The sequence below is a fragment of the Cupriavidus sp. USMAHM13 genome (assembly GCF_001854285.1).
Classification (GTDB): domain Bacteria; phylum Pseudomonadota; class Gammaproteobacteria; order Burkholderiales; family Burkholderiaceae; genus Cupriavidus; species Cupriavidus malaysiensis.
Map to the genome: position 1 here is coordinate 1,549,750 of NZ_CP017751.1, position 18,562 is coordinate 1,568,311.

General features: G+C 69.8%; 18 protein-coding genes. 9 read left to right on the forward strand and 9 right to left on the reverse strand.

Annotated features, from left to right (window positions below; all coding sequences use genetic code 11):
* Window positions 1–301 precede the first annotated feature (301 nt).
* Both BKK81_RS06765 and BKK81_RS06770 read right to left on the reverse strand, forming a co-directional pair.
* Entirely contained in the window at window positions 302–478 is a 177-nt protein-coding gene (locus tag BKK81_RS06765) for a Flp family type IVb pilin (protein WP_071011557.1), read from the reverse strand.
* Between the two features lie 32 nt (window positions 479–510).
* Window positions 511–687, reverse strand: a complete 177-nt coding sequence (locus BKK81_RS06770; RefSeq protein ID WP_071011559.1) for a Flp family type IVb pilin — start codon at window positions 685–687, stop codon at window positions 511–513.
* Between the two features lie 905 nt (window positions 688–1,592).
* Between BKK81_RS06770 and BKK81_RS06775 the strand changes: the two genes are divergently transcribed.
* Both BKK81_RS06775 and BKK81_RS06780 read left to right on the forward strand, forming a co-directional pair.
* The gene (locus BKK81_RS06775; protein WP_071011560.1) at window positions 1,593–2,831 is read left to right on the forward strand and encodes a glycosyltransferase family 87 protein; all 1,239 of its coding nucleotides are present in this window, start codon (window positions 1,593–1,595) and stop codon (window positions 2,829–2,831) included.
* A 118-nt stretch (window positions 2,832–2,949) separates the two neighbouring features.
* Window positions 2,950–3,978 carry a glycosyltransferase family 2 protein gene (locus tag BKK81_RS06780; RefSeq protein WP_418235882.1) on the forward strand — a complete coding sequence of 343 codons (1,029 nt, stop codon included), beginning with the start codon at window positions 2,950–2,952 and terminating at the stop codon, window positions 3,976–3,978.
* Between the two features lie 177 nt (window positions 3,979–4,155).
* Here BKK81_RS06780 and BKK81_RS06785 read toward each other — a convergent pair whose 3' ends face one another.
* The 3 genes from BKK81_RS06785 to BKK81_RS06795 all read right to left on the reverse strand — a co-directional run bounded on the left by BKK81_RS06785 (window position 4,156) and on the right by BKK81_RS06795 (window position 7,806).
* Window positions 4,156–4,551, reverse strand: a complete 396-nt coding sequence (locus BKK81_RS06785) for a GtrA family protein (protein WP_071011562.1) — start codon at window positions 4,549–4,551, stop codon at window positions 4,156–4,158.
* Window positions 4,552–4,606: 55 nt separating this feature from the next.
* Window positions 4,607–5,986 (reverse strand): sigma-54 dependent transcriptional regulator, encoded by a 1,380-nt coding sequence (locus BKK81_RS06790; protein ID WP_071011564.1) that lies wholly within the window; start codon window positions 5,984–5,986, stop codon window positions 4,607–4,609.
* Between the two features lie 881 nt (window positions 5,987–6,867).
* Window positions 6,868–7,806 carry a LysR substrate-binding domain-containing protein gene (locus tag BKK81_RS06795; protein ID WP_071011566.1) on the reverse strand — a complete coding sequence of 313 codons (939 nt, stop codon included), beginning with the start codon at window positions 7,804–7,806 and terminating at the stop codon, window positions 6,868–6,870.
* Between the two features lie 77 nt (window positions 7,807–7,883).
* Here BKK81_RS06795 and BKK81_RS06800 point away from each other — a divergent pair, with 77 nt between their 5' ends.
* Entirely contained in the window at window positions 7,884–9,185 is a 1,302-nt protein-coding gene (locus BKK81_RS06800) for an MFS transporter (RefSeq protein WP_071011568.1), read from the forward strand.
* 106 nt (window positions 9,186–9,291) lie between these two features.
* On the opposite strand, the gene BKK81_RS06805 is transcribed toward BKK81_RS06800, so the two are convergent.
* The 3 genes from BKK81_RS06805 to BKK81_RS06815 are packed head-to-tail and all read right to left on the reverse strand — an operon-like array spanning window position 9,292 to window position 11,354.
* A complete protein-coding gene (locus BKK81_RS06805; protein ID WP_071011570.1) occupies window positions 9,292–9,795 on the reverse strand; it encodes a TPM domain-containing protein in 504 nt (167 codons plus the stop codon).
* A 40-nt stretch (window positions 9,796–9,835) separates the two neighbouring features.
* Window positions 9,836–10,726 carry a TPM domain-containing protein gene (locus tag BKK81_RS06810; RefSeq protein WP_071016172.1) on the reverse strand — a complete coding sequence of 297 codons (891 nt, stop codon included), beginning with the start codon at window positions 10,724–10,726 and terminating at the stop codon, window positions 9,836–9,838.
* A gap of 19 nt (window positions 10,727–10,745) precedes the next feature.
* Window positions 10,746–11,354 (reverse strand): LemA family protein, encoded by a 609-nt coding sequence (locus BKK81_RS06815; RefSeq protein ID WP_071011572.1) that lies wholly within the window; start codon window positions 11,352–11,354, stop codon window positions 10,746–10,748.
* Window positions 11,355–11,741: 387 nt separating this feature from the next.
* Here BKK81_RS06815 and dapA point away from each other — a divergent pair, with 387 nt between their 5' ends.
* Window positions 11,742–12,698, forward strand: coding sequence for a 4-hydroxy-tetrahydrodipicolinate synthase (gene dapA, locus BKK81_RS06820; protein ID WP_071011574.1), 957 nt, complete (start codon window positions 11,742–11,744; stop codon window positions 12,696–12,698).
* Between the two features lie 75 nt (window positions 12,699–12,773).
* Here dapA and hemL read toward each other — a convergent pair whose 3' ends face one another.
* The gene (gene hemL / locus BKK81_RS06825) at window positions 12,774–14,063 is read right to left on the reverse strand and encodes a glutamate-1-semialdehyde 2,1-aminomutase (protein ID WP_071011576.1); all 1,290 of its coding nucleotides are present in this window, start codon (window positions 14,061–14,063) and stop codon (window positions 12,774–12,776) included.
* Between the two features lie 215 nt (window positions 14,064–14,278).
* Between hemL and BKK81_RS06830 the strand changes: the two genes are divergently transcribed.
* The 5 genes from BKK81_RS06830 to BKK81_RS06850 all read left to right on the forward strand — a co-directional run bounded on the left by BKK81_RS06830 (window position 14,279) and on the right by BKK81_RS06850 (window position 18,547).
* A complete protein-coding gene (locus BKK81_RS06830; RefSeq protein ID WP_010813017.1) occupies window positions 14,279–14,449 on the forward strand; it encodes a rubredoxin in 171 nt (56 codons plus the stop codon).
* 316 nt (window positions 14,450–14,765) lie between these two features.
* Complete coding sequence (locus tag BKK81_RS06835) at window positions 14,766–15,269, forward strand: response regulator (RefSeq protein WP_071011577.1); 504 nt, start codon at window positions 14,766–14,768, stop codon at window positions 15,267–15,269.
* A gap of 43 nt (window positions 15,270–15,312) precedes the next feature.
* Window positions 15,313–15,681: a response regulator gene (locus BKK81_RS06840; RefSeq protein ID WP_071011579.1), complete on the forward strand. Its 369-nt coding sequence runs from the start codon at window positions 15,313–15,315 to the stop codon at window positions 15,679–15,681.
* A 32-nt stretch (window positions 15,682–15,713) separates the two neighbouring features.
* Complete coding sequence (locus BKK81_RS06845; protein ID WP_071011580.1) at window positions 15,714–16,268, forward strand: chemotaxis protein CheW; 555 nt, start codon at window positions 15,714–15,716, stop codon at window positions 16,266–16,268.
* An 89-nt stretch (window positions 16,269–16,357) separates the two neighbouring features.
* Window positions 16,358–18,547, forward strand: coding sequence for a methyl-accepting chemotaxis protein (locus tag BKK81_RS06850; protein ID WP_071011581.1), 2,190 nt, complete (start codon window positions 16,358–16,360; stop codon window positions 18,545–18,547).
* The last annotated feature ends 15 nt before the right edge of the window (window positions 18,548–18,562 follow it).

Below are 18,562 nucleotides of genomic sequence, written 5' to 3' on the forward strand. Positions count from 1 at the left end.
TCCCCTGGTGCGGTTGCGGCCGTGGCGCGTGGCTGCGCCATGGCTTGCAGTGGACGGTCGTCTCTGCACGCGCGGCAGGCGAGCTGCCGCTGCGTATTGCGGCAGCAGGCGGCCTGGTCGCGGTGCGGCGAGGTGTCGCGCATGCGGTCCATGGTGTGCCTCCTTGCTACGGCTATGTTCTCGGATGAAGCCGTGGCGCCAGGCGTCACGGGCTCCCATGTCAATGCGCTCTCGGTATCTGTCGGCGCTGGCCCGCAGCCGGAGCGCGATGAGGACGCTCCGGCCGCGGGGCTGGCGCGGTTCAGGTCACCAACTGGCCGGCGATGTAGTTGAAGATGCCCTGCAGGCTCGTGCCGACGCTGGTCACGGCCGCGATGATGGCGACCGCGATCAGCATTGCAATCAGGGCATATTCGATGGCTGTGACACCATCCTCTTCGCGGGCGAAGTCAGGCGCGTGGAGTATCGTGGGTTCCATCGCGTTCTCCTGTGTGGTCGCCGCGTGCCGGATCAGGTCACCAGCTTGCCGGCGATGTAGTTGAAGACGTTGTTGAGGTTGGTCCCGACCAGCTGGACGGCGGTGATGATGGCCACGGCAATCAGTGCCGCGATCAGGCCGTACTCGATGGCGGTGACGCCTTCGTCGTCTTGGGTGAATTGCTTCAGTTGCGTGATGAGTGCTTGCATGACAATCTCCTTCGCGTGGAAAAGCAGGGTTCTACATCCAATCAAACTCAAGCCGGCATCAGGAGCCGGGCGGCCCGCAGGCGGCGCAGGCGTGGAACTGCCACTGGCCGTCGTTGCCACGCTGGCCACGCTTCGCGCTGCCGTTCCGGCAGGCGCAGTCACCCGGCTTCGTGCCATGGTGGCCACCGGTCGCGGTGCGTCCGGTGTCGGAGCGGGTGGCGGTTTGCGTAGCGGGCATAGCCTTCGGTCAGTGGTGGGTTCCTCGCCGGCGGCGGTGTCGCGGATCGCGGGCACCGCTTGCCGGGATGTCGACGCCGGGAATCGCCGTCTGACGAAGGCAAGGCAAAACGCGGGCCAGCCGCCCTCGATGCCTTGTGCGGCAAGGCTTTGCGGGATATCTGCCGGTGCCGTCGGGATGCGGGGGGCGGGCCGGGCAGGCCATCGTTTCGCGCGGGAATCATGCCGAATAGAACGAGCCGGCGAAGCACTGAGACCAATGGATGGCCGGCGCACCGGCCAACTCATCCATTCGGCTGATGACAGCGCCCGACGAGCCGTTTGCCAGGCCCGGCCGCGCCGTCTGCCGCGGGCGCCTACGGCATTCGCCCGAGCAGGCAGGCCATGCAGTGCGCGCCGGTCCATGTTTCACGCGGGAAACGTCGGATGCCGCAGGCAAGGCGGGCCGCGCCGATTCCGGCGTGCAAGCCATGGGAGCGTGGTGCAGCGGCGGTCGCCGCGGCGGCTCCGGGCCGGCCGCTTCAGTTTGGAAACGTGGCGCGGGCCCGGCTGGAATGGCACCTTGGGCGGCCTTGCCTGATCGCGCGGCTTGGTAGAAAACAGCAGGCATGGAGGGTCGCACGCGCGAGCGTGTCTGACCATGTGAGGTGTGCCTCTGCGAGACGACCATGCAAGCAGGACAACCGATACGAACCGGCGATTGGCTCAGCGGCGCGAGCCTGCGCGCGGGCTGCTCGCTCGTCCTGGCACTCTATGCGGCATTCGTCCTCAGCTGGGCCTGGCTGACCCGCGGTTTCACCTTGGGCACGGTGCTGCGGCCGGGCACCGACTTCTCGGTGTTCTGGAGCGCGGGTCATCTGGCGCTGCAAGGGGAGGCCGCGGCCGCCTACGACTACACCAGGCTGCAGCCGGTGATCGCCGCCTACGGCGCGCTGGCCGACGGCGCCAGCTTCGACCTGCCGTGGCTCTATCCGCCTGCTTTCCTGTTGTGGATGGCGCCGCTGGCCGCGCTGCCCTTCGCCTTGGCCTACGTGGTGTTCATCGGCGGCAGTGGCTGGGCCTACGTCGCGGGTCTGCTGCGCCTGCAGGCGGCGGGCGGATGGTCCGCCGGCGTGGCGCGCTGGCTGCCCGTCGTGGCCTGCCCGGGCTTCGTGGTGACGGGCGCGATGGGACAGAACGCCTTCCTGACCGCGGCCCTGGCGCTGTGGGCCGTGCTGCTGCTGGAGCGCCGTCCGGTGATCGCGGGGATGCTGGCCGGGGCTCTGTGCATCAAGCCGCAGCTCGCCGTACTGCTGCCGCTGGCCTTGCTCGCGGCACGGGAGTGGCGGGCGCTGGCCGTCGCCGCGGCAACGGCGCTGCTGATGACGCTGCTGGCTGCCTGCGTGTTCGGATGGGACACCCTGCCGGCCTTCCTGTCCGCCGGTGCCCGGGCCAAGCACGAGATGCTGGAGCATTCCGACACCGCCTGGTACGCGATGCCCACCGCCCTGGCGCTGGCCCGGCTGCTGGGGGCATCGGCCGCTTCCGCGTACCTGGCCCAAGGGATTTCGGCGCTGGCCGCGGCGGCGGCGGTCGCCTACGTCTGGCGCCGGCAGGCCGGGCCGGTCCTGCGCGCGGGCGCATTGGGCGTCAGCACGACGCTGGCGACGCCCTATCTCTGGTACTACGACCTGAGCTGGCTGGGCATCGCCCTGGTGGCACTGGCCGCCCTCGGCATGGGCAAGGGCGGCTGGCTGCGTGGCGAGCGGCTGCTGCTGCTGGCGGGCTGGCTGCTGCCGCTCTATCTGTTCGTCAACCGTGGCACGCGCTGGCCGCAATGCGGTGTGCTGGTGCTGGTGCTGGTGCTGCTGGCCGTGCTGCGGCGGGCCCGTGCCGCGCCGGTGTGCACGGGAAGGGGCGCAGCATGAGACCTGGCGCCGTGCCTGGGTATCACTGTCATGGCAGGGCCGGGGCGCCGCTGCCGCGGGAAATGGAGGTGTCCGCCCGGAAGCGCCGCCACAAGGCGAACCGGAACGGGGAGGAGGCATGATGATCCGCTATTCCGAAGTGAAATTGCTGTCGCTGGTGGTGCCGTGCCACAACGAGAGCGCGGCGATCCGGCCGTTCTTCGCCAGTGTGATGCCGATCCTGGAGGCGATGGAGGATGTCCGCTTCGAGATCGTCTGCGTGAACGACGGCAGCACGGACGATACGCTCGAGCGCCTGGTGGCGGTCGCGCGCCGTGACATGCGGGTGCGCGTCATCGACCTGACCCGCAATTTCGGCAAGGAGGCCGCCATGACGGCCGGCATCGACGAGGCGCTCGGCGATGCCGTGATTCCCATCGATGCCGACCTGCAGGATCCGCCGGCGCTGATCCCGCTGCTGGTGGAGAAATGGCGGGCGGGCGCCGAGGTCGTGCTGGCGCAGCGCCGCGATCGCCGCTGCGACAGCCTGCTCAAGCGCATTGCCGCGACGGCGTACTATCGCGTGCACAACCGCCTGTCGGAACTCAAGCTGCCGGAGAACGTCGGCGACTTCCGCCTGATGGATCGCGTGGTCGTCAACGCGCTGAAGCAGCTGCCGGAGCGCCGGCGCTTCATGAAGGGCTTGTTCGCCTGGGTCGGCTTCCGTACGGAGATCGTGACCTACGAGCGCCAGGCGCGTTGCGCGGGGGACTCCAAGTTCTCCGGCTGGAGATTGTGGAACTTCGCGCTGGAGGGAATCACCAGCTTCAGCACGCTGCCTCTGCGCGTCTGGACCTATATCGGCTCGGCCTTTGCCTTCCTCGCGTTCTGGTACGGCCTGTTCATCGCCGCGCGCACACTCGTGCTCGGCGTGGACGTGCCAGGCTATGCCTCGCTCTTGTGCGTGCTGCTGTTCTTCGGCGGCTTGCAGCTGATCGGCGTCGGCGTGGTCGGCGAGTACGTGGGGCGGATCTACTACGAGGCCAAGGGACGGCCGATCTACCTGGTGCGCCAGCGTTTCCACGCCAGGCCGCATTCCGAGCAGGCATCGGCCGGGCGCCGCGTCGTCGAGTTTCCGCGCATGCGTGGCGGCAAGCGGCAGCCCTGATGGCGCCGCAAGGCGGGCGTGCAGCGGTCTGGCCAGCGGTCTGGCGTGCGCGATCGCGCGAGCCGGCCACGGCCGCTTTCCCGCCGCACTGTCACCTGCGCTGAAATTGCGCCGGCGCGAATGGCGCCGACAGTCGAACGTTGCGGGGGCGGGGAAGGGGCCGGCGCGGGCCGGGCATCAAGTCGCGGCCGGCGCGCGGAAGGCGTAGAGCCGGGCGCCGGCGTAGGCGAGCGTCGTGTACGTGACCATGCCGCAGGCCTGGGTCAGCAGTTGACCGCTGCCGAGCAGCCGGCTCACTTCCAGCACGACGGCGAGGTTGGCCGCGTAGGCTACCGCGCAGACGGCGCCGTAGCGCAGCAGTCCCTGTTCGACGGCGCCGCGGTGGCGGAAGGTCCAGATGCGGTGCCAGGTAAAGCCCCAGAGAAAGCCGATGGCATAGCCGATGGCATTGGCCGCCGCGTCTCCCCAGCCGAACAGGCGCAGCGCGGCCCAGGTCGTGCCGAAGCCGACCGCCGTATTGCTCAGGCCGACCAGCACGAAGCGCAGGAAGGGGTGGCGCAGCAAGCGATGCATGGGCAGGCGCGGCGGTGAATGCCGGGACAGCGCGCTAAGGATGCGCTTGATGCGCTCAGGCGCGCTGCTCGACGACGTCGAGCTCGCCCCGGCGTACCTGCAGCTTATGTTCCCGCATCATCCGGAACAAGGTGACACGCGAGATGCCGAGTTCCTCGGCGACGTCGATGAGCCGTTCATGGTGGCGCTGCAGGGCTTCCTTGAGTGCCTGCAGTTCGGCCGCATGCCTGACCTTGGCCAGGGTGGGCGGCCGTTCGGTCTCGGCTGGCGAATGCAGTTCCAGGTCGCAAGGCCGGATCACGCCGTCTTCGCACATGGCGGCCGCATTGCGGATCCGGTTGATCAGCTCGCGCACATTGCCAGGCCAGTCGTGGGCATGGAGCGAGCGCAGCGCCGCCGGAGAAAAGCCGCGGATCCGTTCCGGCGAGTGCTTGCGGATCTGGTTGAGGATGTGTTCGGCCAGCAGCACGATGTCGCGCTCGCGTTCGCGCAAGGGCGGCTGCTTGACGCGCAGCACGCACAGGCGGTGGTACAGGTCGCCGCGGAAGCGTTCGGCAGCGACCGCTGCCTGGAGGTCGACGTGGGTTGCCGACACCACCCGCACGTCGACGGCGATGGATTCGGTGCTGCCCAGGCGTTCGATATGGCCGGTTTCGAGGAAGCGCAGCAAGCTGGTCTGGCTCTCGAGCGGCATGTCGCCGATCTCGTCCAGGAACAGGGTCCCGCCGTGGGCCAGCTCGATACGCCCCGGCTTGCGCTTGGCGGCGCCGGTGAAGGCGCCACGTTCATAGCCGAACAGTTCGGACATCAGCAGCGTGGGCGGGATGGCCGCGCAGTTCACCGCGATGAAGGGACCCGAGGCGCGTGCCGACGCCTGGTGGATGGCACGGGCCGCCAGTTCCTTGCCCGTGCCGGATTCGCCGGAGATGAGCACCGGCATATCCCAGCGCGAGACCTTGGCGATGCTGCGGAACAAGGCCTGCATGGCCTCGCAGTTGCCGATCATGCCGTCGGGGCGGGGGGCGTGCGGGAACGCCTGCGCGGTGCTCGAGCGCAGCGTGGCCATGCCGACCGCGTGGCCCAGCGCATAGTCGACATGCGCATCGTCGCACGGCGCGGTGCAGTAGTCGATGAAATACAGCCCGAGCATATTGCGCGCGACCGGGGTGAGATCGCTGGCACCGTCCGTCAAGCCGATCCAGCCGATGTTGCGCAGCGCCAGCCAGGGTTCGACCGCCTGCAGGTCGGCCGGGGCCACGCCAGCGCGCAGGTCGAGCAGGCCGGCCATCGGCTGGCTGTCCAGGTCCATGCCTTCGAGATCGCTGACGCTGGAGGCGAAGTGGGGTTTCCAGCCTTGCTGGGCCAGGTGGCGGCACAGAGTCCCGTCATGCTGCCGCGACAGATAGAGCAGTGGGCGCGGTATATACGCGTTCATTGCGATTCCCCCGATTTCTTTTCTTGTGCCGCCGGAATGCAGCGGCCTGGGCACATCATCGGGGATCGGGCGCAGGCCCTCGATCGAGCGCATCCCGTACAGGGTTGCAGGATGCAGGCGTTGCCTGCTTCCGGTCCGTGCGTTTCCGCTCCCCAGCGTCGACGTCGAGGCGCTCCTGGTTTCGGACCAGTTTCCTGCTGGCTCGATGGCTGCGTTGTTCTCTAGCGGAACTGGCTTGCCGTCGTCAGCTCGGGCTTGACCCGAGCACCCCCGTCGGACCTGCTTTAGCGATGTCCGTGCCAGATCGGCTAAGTCCTTGATTTTGCTAGGCGAGGCGTTGCAGAAGTGAATCGTCTTCCGGCATTCGTAACCAGATGTTTCTGGTGTGCCGTCGGCTTTCCTTGCCGTTGATCCTTCGAAATCAGCCGCCATGGAAAGCCGGCGTCATTTCCTGGGCGGAATCCGGTGTTCAAGCGGTGCATTTATGGCGGCTGGCGCATTTGCCCCGATTCGGCCGCGGAAGGAGGCGGGTGGCAGACAGGTTGCAGAGATGAAACTTGCCGGAATGCAAATGAGAATGGTCTCTGCGCGCCAAGGCAGGCCCCAGGTCGGAGTGATCGCTGCGGGCTGCGCGAACGGAGGAGGCGGTGCCGCTTCGACGGGCCGGATGCTAAGTCAAAAGGCTGAGTTTTGATCGAGCCGGGGAGCCGGCCCCGTCTGAATAGGCGAGGCGATCTTGGTTGAAGGGGGCGCCGCGCAACAGGGCGGCTTTGGTTGCAATTCTGTTACAGCGCTGTTGTTTCCGGCCGCCGCCGGGACGGAAACCGGGCGCAAGCGCGCGGCTGCGGCGCCGACGCCCCGCAGTCCTATCCGGCGTGCCGTCAGCTGCCGGAGGCCGTGTCGCCGGCGCCGCGCGTCGGCTGTGCCGATGCCGCCACCTGCTCGCGCAGCCAGCCGATCAGGCGCAGGATGTGGGCTTCGCGCGGATTGCCTTCGCGCCACACGACCCAGTAGTGCAGGCTGGACGGCACGCTCACCTCGCCCAGCTGCACCAGTTGGCCGTTGGCCAGGTAGTCGCGGGCCAGCAGCGCGCGCGCGGTGGCCACACCGAGACCGGCCACCGCCGACTGCAGCATCAGGCCTGCGTCCTGGAAGATCGGCCCGCGCTCCGGCTCCTCGGGCGGCAGCCCGGCGCGTTCCAGCCAGTCGCGCCAGGGGCGCAGGGCGAAGCGCAGCATCGGCAGCCCCGGCAGGTCGGCCAGCGTGAAGCCCGGGTAGCGCGCCAGCAGCTTGGGGCTGGCCACGGCGATGACGTGGTCTTGGATCAGGCTGCGGCATTCGAAGCCTGGCAGGTCGACGCGCTGGTGCCAGATGCCGAGGTCGACGCCGTAGGGGTCGGGTGGCGAGATCTCCGCGTGCAGGCGCAGGTGCAGGTCGATCTCGGGCGCGGCGTCGTACAGGCTGGGCAGGCGGTGGATCAGCCAGGCGTTGGCCAGGTCGGCCATCACGCTCATCTGCAGGCGTACCACCGGCGGGCCGCTGCTGGCGCAGGCTTCGCGCAGGGCCGTTTCGAGTTCGTCCAGCGCGCCGCGCACGCGCTCGGACAGGCGCAGGCCCGCGCTGGTGGGCTGCATCAGGCTGCCGCTGCGCTGGAACAGCTTGCTGCCCAGCTTGTCCTCCAGCCCGCGGATATGGTGGCTGATGGCGCTGTGGGTGAGCGATAACTCTTCGGCGGCGCGTGAGAAGCTGCGGTGGCGCGCGGCGGCCTCGAGCGCGCGCAGCGCCTGCAGGGCGGGCAGGTGGAAGGGAGGTTCGGCCATGGCCGTCAAATTCTACTCACAATCTCCGCCGATATCTTTCGTTGGTCATGCACCGCCCTGGTGACGACAATCCCAGCATGACGACGACCTCTTCCTCCTCCCTGCCGCCCGCGCCACGCGCGTCCGCCCCTCCCACGGCCACGGCCACCCAGCCTGCCTCGCCGGTGCGCTGGCGCGTGCTGGCGGTGTTCTCGCTGGGCTTCCTCGTGTCCTACATCTTCCGCGGCGTCAACCTGGGCTTCGCGCCCTACCTGACGCGCGAGCTGAGCCTGTCGGCGGCCGACCTCGGCCTGCTGACGAGCTTCTATTTCCTCGGCTTCGCCTGCGCGCAACTGCCCGCCGGGCTGATGCTCGACCGCTTCGGCCCGCGCCGCACCGAGGCCGTGATGCTGGTGTTCGCCGCCGCCGGGGCGTGGTGCTTCTCCCAGGCGGGCGGCATGGCCGGGCTGGCGGCCGGGCGCCTGCTGGTCGGCGTGGGTGTGTCGGTCTGCCTGGGTGCGGCCATCCAGGCCCTGGCGCTGTGGTTTCCCCTGTCGCGCATGCCTTTGCTCAATGGCGTGGTGATGGCGATCGGCGGCCTCGGCGCGGTGGTGGTGGGCACGCCGCTGGCCTGGCTGTTGTCGGTCATGGACTGGCGCGGCGTGAGCCTGGGCCTGGCCGGCTTGTCGCTGGCGATGGCGCTGCTGCTGTGGTTCGGCGTGCCGGACGCGCGGCGCCAGGGGCAGCAGACCCTGGGCGAGCAGTGGCGCGGCACCGTCCGCATCCTGCGCAGCGCTGCCTTCTGGCGGGTGGCGCCATTGACGCTGCTCAACCAGGGCATCTTCCTGGCGGTGCAGACGCTGTGGGTCGGTGCCTTCCTGCGCGATGTCTCCGGCGCCGGCCAGGCCGCGGCGGCGGGCCTGGTGTCCGTGATCGGCTTCGCCATGATGGCGGGCTGCGTCGGCTCGGGCTGGGCGGCGCGCTATCTCGAGCGCGCCGGCCTGAGCCTGTATGCCTTCGCCGGCCTGGGCATGACGGGCTTCATCGTGGTCCAGCTGCTGATCATGGCGGGCGTGCCGCTGCCGGCGCCCTGGCTGTGGGCCGGCTATGGCGTGTGCGGCTCCAGCGGCATCCTGACCTATGCCGTGCTGGCGCGCAGTTTCCCGGCGTCGCTGATCGGTCGCGCCACCACCGCGCTGACGCTGCTGGTGTTTCTCGCGACCTTTGCCTGCCAGGTCGGCATCGGCTATGTGCTCGATTTCTGGCCCGCGGTGGGCGGCCGCTATCCGGCCGTCGCCCATCTGTGGATCTGGGGAGGGCTGGTCCTGCTGCAGCTCGCGGCCGCGGCATGGTATGCCTGGGCCGGCCGCGGCGGGCGCGCCGCGCTGCGCGAGGCGTGAGCTGGCTGGGTGTGCCCGGTGGGTCTGGGCGGGCCCGCTGGGCGCGGTGGGCCCGATGGGCAGGGCGGCAGGGCCGGCTGGGCGGGTGAGGCCGCGCCGCGGCCGGCTACAGCACCAGAGGCCGGTCGTCCAGTGCATTGGGGCGCGGCCGCCCATCCGCCGGGAAGTGCGCCTCGATCAAGGCATGGATCCGCGCCACCGCTTCCAGCACGGGCCGGACCGACAGCTCGCGCGCCAGGTCCTGGGCCAGTGCCGTGCAGACGGCATGCCAGGCCGCCTTGCCGACACAGGCATCGACGCCGCGATCGGCCAGCAGCTCGACGGCATGGTCGGCGAGGTTGATGTAGAGCAGCACGCCGGTGTGCTCTTCGGTATTCCACACTTCGAGCGCGCCGAACAGGGCGCGGGCGCGCTGGCGGTCGCTGACGCCGCGCCAGGCGTGGCCGACCGGCAGGCTGGCTTCGATGACCACGCGTACCTCGCCGCGATGGCGCTGCTCGCCGGCCCGCACGGCTTCCTGCAGCGCCTGCTGTGCCGCCGGCGGGAAATGGCGCCGGGCGGTGCCGGGACGGTGGCTCAGGTGGCGCAGGGCGCGTCGGATGAAAGGCATGATGGGCGTCTCCGTATGGCTGCCGTGTATCGCTGTCGCGCTACCAGTTTCCGGAGGCGCCGCCGCCGTCGAAGCCGCCTCCGCCACCGCCGCTGAAGCCGCCACCGCCGCCGCCACGGTCGGAGTCGCCGAAGCCGCCGCCACCCAGGCCGCCGAGACCGCCCAGGCCGCCCAGTCCTCCGAGGCCGCCCAGCCCGCCAGGGCCCGGGCCGCGGCTGCCGTAGCGGCTGCCCGTGACGATGTCGGGCGCACGCGGGCGCAGCGCGGCCGAGATGAAGAAGAACAGGATGATGGCGAGCGGGAACCCTACCGCCAGCCAGGTGCTCCAGCCGTCCTGGCCGGCCGTCCCGGCGGCCTGCGGCCCGGGCAGGCCCTCCTTGTCGATGGTGGCCTGGATGGCCGAGACGCCGGCGGCCAGGCCGCCGTAGAAGTCGTTCTGGCGGAAGTGGGGCGCCATCACGTCCTGCAGGATGCGCTTGGACATGGCGTCGGTCAGCGATCCCTGCACGCCCCGGCCGACCTCCAGCCGCATCTTGCGCAGGCCGGGCGGGTTGTCCTTGGCGATCAGCACGATCACGCCGTCGTCGATGCCTTTGCGGCCGGCGCGCCAGGCGTCGGCGACCCGGATGCTGTAGGCGTCGATGGGCTCGGGCGCGGTGGTGGACACCATCAGCACGAAGATCTGGCTGCCGTGCTGCTGCTCGTACTCCGCCAGCACGTTCTCCAGCGCGCGGCGCTGGTCGGCGCTGAGCGTGCCGGTGAGGTCGGTCACGCGCTGCGTCAGCGCCGGCACGGCGACGAAGCCGTCGTCGGCGGCGCGCGCCGCCGGCGCCGCCAGCAGCAGCGCGAGCGCCAGGGCTGCCAGCCAGGCCAGCCAGCCTGGCAGCGGTGCCAGGGCCCGCGGCCAGGGACGTGCCGCGCAGGATCGCATCATGTCGTTCGCCCCGGGGTCAGAACTTCACGGCCGGCGGCGTCGCGATCGCCTTCTCGTTGTCCACGGTGAAGGCGGGCTTGACCTGGTATTTGAAGACCATGGCCGTGAGATTGGTGGGGAAGCTGCGCGCCAGCACGTTGTAGGCCTGCACCGCGACGATGTAGCGCTGGCGTGCCACCGTGATGCGGTTCTCGGTGCCTTCGAGCTGCGACTGCAGGTCGCGGAAGGAGGCGTCGGCCTTCAGCTGCGGATAGTTCTCCGACACCGCCATCAGGCGCGACAGCGCGCTGGTGAGCTCGCCCTGGGCCTGCTGGAAGCGCTGGAAGGCCGCAGGGTCGTTGAGCGTCTCGGGTGTGACCTGGATGCTGGTGGCGGCGGCGCGTGCCTTGGTCACCGCTTCCAGGGTCTCGCGCTCGTGCGTGGCATAGCCCTTGACCGTGTTGACCAGGTTGGGGATCAGGTCGGCGCGGCGCTGGTACTGGTTGATGACCTCGCTCCAGGCGGCCTTGACCGCTTCGTCCTTGGCCTGGAAGTCGTTGTAGCCGCACGCGCTCAGCAGGCTCGCAAGCCAGGCCAGCACGAGCCAGCGGATCAGGGTCAGGGGCGAAGTCAGGGAAGCGGTCATCGAGGGCTCCAAAGTCAGGCGAATCTCCAGTGTAGCGCACGGGCAGGTGCCCCTTGCGTGGCGCCAGCCGGTTGACGCGGCGCGGCATGCGCGGGTAGATTGTCGGTTCCCGGCGCGCCGATGCGCCGGATTTTTCCAGTCCTGGATTCTCCCTCGTGCGCCGCGCCTGTCCCGTTTCCGCCATCGCCGGCCCTGCCGTTCCCGGCCAGGCCGGCCTGCGCGCGCACGCCAAAAGCAAAAAACAGCCGCTCATCTGACCGGGGCGCGCTGTTCCGTCAGATGAGCGACGGAACGGCACGCACGGCAGGGCGCTCATCCCCCCTGGTCCGCATCTCCCGCTCCGCGCGCACCTGTGCGGTTTTCCGATCGGTCGATCCGGAGAGTTCGATGCAAGACGTGAGGCAAGAAGAGATCCAGCAGGGCATCAGGCAAGACACCAGGCAAGACATCGGGCAGGAGGTGTTTTCAGGCATCTGGCTGCCGCTGGTCACCCCCTTTGCCGGGGGCGAGGTGGACCATGGCGCGCTGCGCAGGCTGGTGGCGCACTACCGCGGCAGCGGCATCGCCGGCCTGGTGGTGTGCGGCAGCACCGGCGAGGCCGCGGCGCTGGACGAGGCGGAGCAGCTGGCGGTGCTGGATGCCGTGCTGGAAGAGGCCGGCGGGCTGCCGGTGATGATGGGCCTGGCCGGCTTCAACCAGCGCCAGGTGCTGGCGCGGCTGGCACGCCTGAACGAGCGGCCGCTGGCCGGCCTGCTGACGCCGGCGCCCTGCTATGTGCGGCCGTCGCAGCAGGGGCTGCTGGGTTACTTCAGCACGCTGGCCGACCACGCGGCGGCGCCGCTGGTCCTCTACGACATTCCCTATCGCACCGGTATCAAGATCGAGACCGCAACCCTGCTGGCGCTCGCCGGCCACGGCAATATCCGCGCGCTCAAGGACTGCGGCGGCAGCCTCGACAGCACCCAGGCCGTGATCGACGATGGCCGCCTGGCGCTGCTGGCGGGGGAGGATGCGCAGGTGCTGGGCACGCTGTGCCTGGGCGGCCGCGGCGCCATCATCGCCTCCGCCCACGTCCGGCCCGACCTGTTCGTGGGCCTCTGGCGGGCCGTGGAGGCCGGCCGGCTGGCCGAGGCGAGGCGCCTGTTCCGGGCGCTCGCGCCGGTGCTGTCGCTGCTGTTCGCCGAAACCAACCCGGGGCCGCTCAAGGCCCTGCTGGCCCGGCAGGGGCTGTTGCGCGACGAGCTGCGCGCGCCCATGACCGCGGCCTCGCCCGCCCTGGCGGAGCAGCTGGCGGCGGCGTACGCGGCGCTCGACGGCGTGCGCGCGCCGGTGGCCGGCGCCTGACGCGCGCTACCCCGGCGGTCGTTCAGCGCGACGGGCGGCCCCGGCCGCCCGGGCCGCCCGGGCCGCCCGAGTCGCTCAGGCCGCGAACGCCCGCCGTGCCGCGTCCAGCGTTGCCTGCAGCACCGCGTCGTCATGGCAGGACGAGACGAAGCCGGCCTCGAAGGCCGATGGCGCCAGGTAGACGCCGGCGTCGAGCATGGCGTGGAAGAAGCGGTTGAAGCGGGCGGTGTCGCTCTGGGTGACCTCGGCGAAGCTGGCGGGCACGCCCTCGCGGAAGTAGATGCCGAACATGCCGCCGACCGCATCCGCGGCGAACGGCACGCCGGCCGCGCGCGCGGCGTCGGCCAGGCCGTCGGCCAGCTTGCGGGTCTGGGCGGCCAGGCGGTCGTGGAAGCCGGGCGCCTGGATCAGCTTGAGCGTGGTCAGGCCTGCCGCCACCGCCAGCGGGTTGCCCGACAGCGTGCCGGCCTGGTAGACGCCGCCCAGCGGCGCCAGCTTGGCCATGATGTCGCGCCGGCCGCCGAAGGCCGCCGCCGGCATGCCACCGCCGATCACCTTGCCCAGGCAGGTCATGTCGGGGGTGATGCCGTAGTGGGCCTGGGCGCCGCCCAGGGCCACGCGGAAGCCGGTCATCACCTCGTCGAAGATCAGCACCGCGCCGTGTCGGGTGCAGAGCGCGCGCATGGCCTGCAGGAAGGCGTCGCTGGCGCGCACCAGGTTCATATTGCCGGCCACCGGCTCGACGATCACCGCGGCGATCTCGTCGCCGTGGCTGGCGAAGGCCTGTTCCAGCTGGGCCACGCTGTTGTACTCCAGCACCATGGTGTGCTTGGCGACATCGGCCGGCACGCCGGCCGAGGAGGGCGCGTTGCGGGTGGTGTCGGCGAAGGTCAGCAGGCCGGAGCCGGCCTTGACCAGCAGGCTGTCGGCGTGGCCGTGGTAGCAGCCCTCGAACTTGATGATCAGGTCGCGCCCGGTGAAGCCGCGTGCCAGGCGCAGTGCGCTCATGGTCGCTTCGGTGCCCGACGAGACCAGGCGCACCTGCTCGATCGACGGCACCAGCTTGCAGATTTCCTCGGCCATTTCGATCTCGGCCTCGGTGGGCGCGCCGAAGGAGAAGCCCTGGGCAGCAGTCTGCTGCACCGCGCGCACCACCTCCGGATGGGTGTGGCCGACGATCATCGGACCCCACGAGCCGATGTAGTCGATATAGCGCTGGCCGTCCGCGTCCCACATATAGGCTCCCTCGGCGCGGGAGATGAAGCGCGGCGTGCCGCCCACCGAGCGGAAGGCGCGCACGGGCGAGTTGACGCCGCCGGGAATGGTCTGCTGGGCACGATCGAAGAGCTGCTGGTTGCGGGACATGGCCTTGTCTGAAGTCAAAAGCAGGGGAAAGGCGTCCAACCGGCCGTCAATTCGCGGCGAACACGCAGGGATTTGCGGGGATTCGCGCGCGAACTGCGCGGCAACGGTCGGGAACGCGGCGTATTTGGCACGGATCTGGCTTGCCACGGCTGGCGCCGTCTGCGCTGATTCGGTACCATCTGCGCTGAATTTTAATGGAGAGTCACCTGCCCGTTATGGAATACAAGACCTGGATGTGCCTGATCTGCGGATGGATCTACGATGAGGCCGCCGGCGCGCCCGAGGATGGCATCGCCCCCGGCACCCGCTGGGAGGACGTGCCCATCAACTGGACCTGCCCCGAGTGCGGTGCCCGCAAGGAAGATTTCGAGATGGTGGCTATCTGAGCCACCGGCGCGCGCGCAGCCGCGTCGCGCCGAAGCGACAGATCGCCGGAGGTGGCCGCATTGCCGCGATTGACGGCCCCCCGGCGTCTTGTCACACTCTGCTGCAAATTTGAACACGGTTCCCGGCCGGCCGCTGCCACCGGGGACACGGGTAGGCGCGGGAACCATGCGCCGCCCGGCAAGCAGCCGGCTCGCCGGCTTTTTGGGAAAAAAACTAGATATCGGGGTCCGCCGGGTCGGCCAGACTGATCCGGTCGGGTGTTCTCAAGTGAATGCCGGCGCATCCGCATGGACGGGCGCCGTTCGCGGGAACAAAATGCGGGTCGCTCAGATTGCAGAACACGACGGGGTCGCCGGCGCGCCGGGCGCGGCATGCGCACGCCGCAAGGTGCTGGTCATCGATGACTCCAGCACGATCCGCCGCACGGCGGAGATCTTCCTGTCGCAGGCGGGTTGCGAGGTCATGCTGGCCGAGGACGGTTTCGATGCCCTCGCCAAGGTGGGCGACCTGCACCCGGACCTGATTTTCTGCGACATCCTGATGCCGCGCCTGGACGGCTACCAGACCTGCTCCCTGATCAAGAAGAGCCCGCGCTTCCACGCCATCCCGGTGATCATGCTGTCCTCGCGCGACGGCGTGTTCGACCGCTCGCGCGGCCGCCTGGTCGGCGCGCGCGACCATCTCGCCAAACCGTTCACCCGCGAAGCGCTGCTGCACGTGCTGGAAACCTGCGCGCCGGCGCCGGCCGCGCTGGCGTCCGCAGCGTCCGCAGCGTCCGCAGTGTCATCTGCGGCATCGTCTGCAGCCTTGCCTGCATAAGACGGCACGCCGCACGCATGCGCTGCGCGAACCCAATCCGATCATGACCATCCATAAGATCCTCATCGTAGACGACTCCCCCACCGAGGCGCTGTTCATGTCCGACCTGCTCGGCAAGCGCGGCTTCAAGGTCTCGGTCGCAGGCAACAGCGAGCAGGCCTTCGCCCGTCTCGAGAGCGAAGCCTTCGACCTGATCCTGATGGACGTGGTGATGCCCGGCCAGAACGGCTACCAGGCCACGCGCTCGATCAAGCGCGACGAACGCTTCAAGGACATCCCGGTGATCATGTGCACCAGCAAGGGCCTGGACACCGACCGCATCTGGGGCATGCGCCAGGGGGCCGCGGACTACATCGTCAAGCCGGTCGACGGCGAAGAACTGCTGACCAAGATCGCCGCCCTGTCGCACTGAGCCATCCGCCACCCGCCCGCGCCATCCCCGCCATGAACGCTCCCCGCCAGGACCTACGCGTGCGCCACACCCGCCTGCAGGACTACCAGGCGATGCTGGCGCGGCGCTTGCGGGAGGCGCGCAGCCTGCCCGCCGTCGACAGTTATCTCGGCCTGCAGGTAGGCGCCCGGCACTGGCTGCTGCCGCTGGCCCAGACCGGCGAGGTGATCGAGATGCGCCAGCCCGCGCGCGTGCCGCTGACCCAGCCCTGGTACACCGGCCTGGTCAGCGCGCGCGGCAACCTGCTGGGCGTGATCGACTTCGGCCTGTTCTGCGGCGAGGGTGTCACGCCGCTGCAGCCGGGCAGCAAGATCGTCGTGCTGTCGCGCGAAGTCGAGCGCGCCTGCGGCATCCTCGCCACCCGCGTCATGGGGCTGCGCCACGCCGGCGAACTGAGCCCGCCGCCGGGCGGAACCGGCAGCGGGGCCTGCCGCGAGTGGGAAGGCGCGAGCCTGGTCGACCGCGAAGGGCGCGGCTGGCAGGTGCTGGACGTGCGCCGCCTGCTGGATACGCCGGCGTTCCTGCAGGCCGGGCGCCGACCGGCCTAGCGCGGTCGCCAGGGCAGCGTGCGGCAGGCGCCGGCGCTGCACAGCATGCAGCACAGAAGAATCATCGAATGAACGGATTGAGGGGAGCTATGGGTTTCAAGAGATTCAGCCTGGGTCGCCGCACGCAGGTGGCGCAGGCCGCGGGGCTGGCGGCCGATGGCGTGCCGGTGGCGCCGCTGCCGGCGGCGCCAGGCGGTCTTGGCGCCACTCCCGTGGACCGGCTCGGGGCCTGGTTGCGCGGCATGTCCTTCTCCAGCCGGCAGCGGGTCTTGACGATCGGCCTGGTGGCTTCGCTGGCGGCGCTGCTGGGTTCGGTCTACTTCGACAACCGGCAGGCCGACAACGGCGCGGCGCAGATCGAGATCGCCGGCGACACGCTGATGCACTCGCAGCGCCTGGCCAAGGCGGTGCCGAACGCGCTGCTCGGCAATCCGCAGGCCTTCATCCAGCTCAAGCAGTCCAGGGAGCAGCTCGCTGCCGACTTGCTGGCGCTGCAGGAAGGCAGCGCTGCGCGCAAGGTGCGGGCCACCACCGGCGCGGCCGAGCCGCTGCTGGAGACGGCCATGGGCTCCTGGAAGCGCAGCGAGAAGAGCGCGGGCGACGTGCTGGCCCAGCAGCCCACGCTCACCACCATCGGCCAGACCCTGCAGATCTTCAACGCCTCCAACCCGGAACTGCTGGAATCGGCCGAGCAGGTTGCCGCGATCAAGCTGCAGTCGGGGGCGAACGCGCGCGAAGTGGCGGCCTCGGCCCAGCTGGTGATGCTGACGCAGCGCCTGGGCAAGAACCTGAACGAGTTCATCGCCGGCGAAGGCGTCAACCCCGAGACCGCTTTCCTGCTCGGCAAGGACACCAACACCTTCCGCGAGACGCTCGACGGCCTGCTCAACGGCAGCGAAGCGCTGCGGTTGTCGGCGGCCGGCGACGCCGAGACGCGCAGCTACCTGGAGCAGCTTTCGCAGCGTTTCGACGCGGTGCAGAAGACCACGCAGACCATCCTGGGCAACCTGCCCGGCCTGATCGCCGCCAAGCGCGCGCAGCAGCAGATCTTCAACGACAACGAAGCGCTGCGTGGCGACCTGGCGGCGCTGCAGGGCGCCTATGCGCAGGCGGCACGCTTCCGCCCGGTGACGCTGGCCGCCACCATCGGCTCGGCGCTGCTGGCGCTGCTGTGCCTGGCGGGCCTGGTCTCGCTCTACCTGCGCGACTCGCGCGTGCGTGCCAGCGAGGCCGAGGCGCGCGAGCGCGAGGCCGAGGCGCGCCGCCTGGACGAAAAGCGCAACAACGATGCCACCCAGAAGGCCATTCTGCAGTTGATGAACGAGCTGCAGGACATCGCCGACGGCGACCTGACGCGCCAGGCCACGGTGACCGAGGACATCACCGGCGCCATCGCCGACTCGGTGAACTACACCGTGGAAGAACTGCGCGAACTGGTGCGCCGCGTGCAGCAGACCGCGGGCGAGGTGAGCCAGGCGTCGGATCGCATGCAGGACACCTCCACCCACCTGGCCGCGGCGGCGGAGGAGCAGTCGCGCCAGATCCGCCAGACCGGCGAGTCGGTGGTGGAGATGGCCGACCGCATCAACCAGGTGTCGCGCGGCGCGGCCGAGTCCGCCAACGTGGCGCGCACCTCGCTGACAGCGGCCGAACAGGGCCAGCGCGCGGTGCAGGATGCCATTGCCGGCATGAACGATATCCGCGAGCAGATCCAGGAAACGTCCAAGCGCATCAAGCGCCTGGGCGAGTCCTCGCAGGAGATCGGTGAAATCGTCGAGCTGATTTCCGACATTACCGAACAGACCAACGTGCTGGCGCTGAACGCCGCCATCCAGGCCGCCTCGGCCGGCGAGGCCGGGCGCGGCTTCTCGGTGGTGGCCGAGGAAGTGCAGCGGCTGGCCGAGCGCTCCGGCGAGGCGACCAAGCAGATCGGTGCGCTGATCCGCACTATCCAGACCGACACCCAGGACGCCGTGCACGCGATGGAGCGCAGCACCCAGGGCGTGGTCGAAGGCGCCAAGCTGTCCGACAACGCGGGCGCCGCGCTGCAGGAGATCGGCCGCGTGTCGCGCCAGCTGGCCGAGCTGATCGAGCAGATTTCGCAGACCACCTCGCACGAAGCCGGCCTGGCCAGCGCGGTGGCGCGCAATATCGACGACATCCTGCACGTCACGGAGGAAACCTCCACCGGCACGCGCCAGACCTCGGCCTCGGTGCGCCAGCTCACACTGCTGACCGAAGAGCTGCGCAACTCCGTATCGCGATTCAAGATCGGCTAAGCCATCCGGCGCGTG

Excerpts from the sequence above, each read along its gene's own strand:
- BKK81_RS06765 (WP_071011557.1), bottom strand. The coding sequence starts at position 478 with ATGGAACCCACGATACTCCACGCGCCTGACTTCGCCCGCGAAGAGGAT.
- BKK81_RS06770 (WP_071011559.1), bottom strand. The coding sequence starts at position 687 with ATGCAAGCACTCATCACGCAACTGAAGCAATTCACCCAAGACGACGAA.
- BKK81_RS06775 (WP_071011560.1), top strand. The coding sequence starts at position 1,593 with ATGCAAGCAGGACAACCGATACGAACCGGCGATTGGCTCAGCGGCGCG.
- BKK81_RS06780 (WP_418235882.1), top strand. The coding sequence starts at position 2,950 with ATGATGATCCGCTATTCCGAAGTGAAATTGCTGTCGCTGGTGGTGCCG.
- BKK81_RS06785 (WP_071011562.1), bottom strand. The coding sequence starts at position 4,551 with ATGCATCGCTTGCTGCGCCACCCCTTCCTGCGCTTCGTGCTGGTCGGC.
- BKK81_RS06790 (WP_071011564.1), bottom strand. The coding sequence starts at position 5,986 with ATGAACGCGTATATACCGCGCCCACTGCTCTATCTGTCGCGGCAGCAT.
- BKK81_RS06795 (WP_071011566.1), bottom strand. The coding sequence starts at position 7,806 with ATGGCCGAACCTCCCTTCCACCTGCCCGCCCTGCAGGCGCTGCGCGCG.
- BKK81_RS06800 (WP_071011568.1), top strand. The coding sequence starts at position 7,884 with ATGACGACGACCTCTTCCTCCTCCCTGCCGCCCGCGCCACGCGCGTCC.
- BKK81_RS06805 (WP_071011570.1), bottom strand. The coding sequence starts at position 9,795 with ATGCCTTTCATCCGACGCGCCCTGCGCCACCTGAGCCACCGTCCCGGC.
- BKK81_RS06810 (WP_071016172.1), bottom strand. The coding sequence starts at position 10,726 with ATGCGATCCTGCGCGGCACGTCCCTGGCCGCGGGCCCTGGCACCGCTG.
- BKK81_RS06815 (WP_071011572.1), bottom strand. The coding sequence starts at position 11,354 with ATGACCGCTTCCCTGACTTCGCCCCTGACCCTGATCCGCTGGCTCGTG.
- dapA (WP_071011574.1), top strand. The coding sequence starts at position 11,742 with ATGCAAGACGTGAGGCAAGAAGAGATCCAGCAGGGCATCAGGCAAGAC.
- hemL (WP_071011576.1), bottom strand. The coding sequence starts at position 14,063 with ATGTCCCGCAACCAGCAGCTCTTCGATCGTGCCCAGCAGACCATTCCC.
- BKK81_RS06830 (WP_010813017.1), top strand. The coding sequence starts at position 14,279 with ATGGAATACAAGACCTGGATGTGCCTGATCTGCGGATGGATCTACGAT.
- BKK81_RS06835 (WP_071011577.1), top strand. The coding sequence starts at position 14,766 with ATGCGGGTCGCTCAGATTGCAGAACACGACGGGGTCGCCGGCGCGCCG.
- BKK81_RS06840 (WP_071011579.1), top strand. The coding sequence starts at position 15,313 with ATGACCATCCATAAGATCCTCATCGTAGACGACTCCCCCACCGAGGCG.
- BKK81_RS06845 (WP_071011580.1), top strand. The coding sequence starts at position 15,714 with ATGAACGCTCCCCGCCAGGACCTACGCGTGCGCCACACCCGCCTGCAG.
- BKK81_RS06850 (WP_071011581.1), top strand. The coding sequence starts at position 16,358 with ATGGGTTTCAAGAGATTCAGCCTGGGTCGCCGCACGCAGGTGGCGCAG.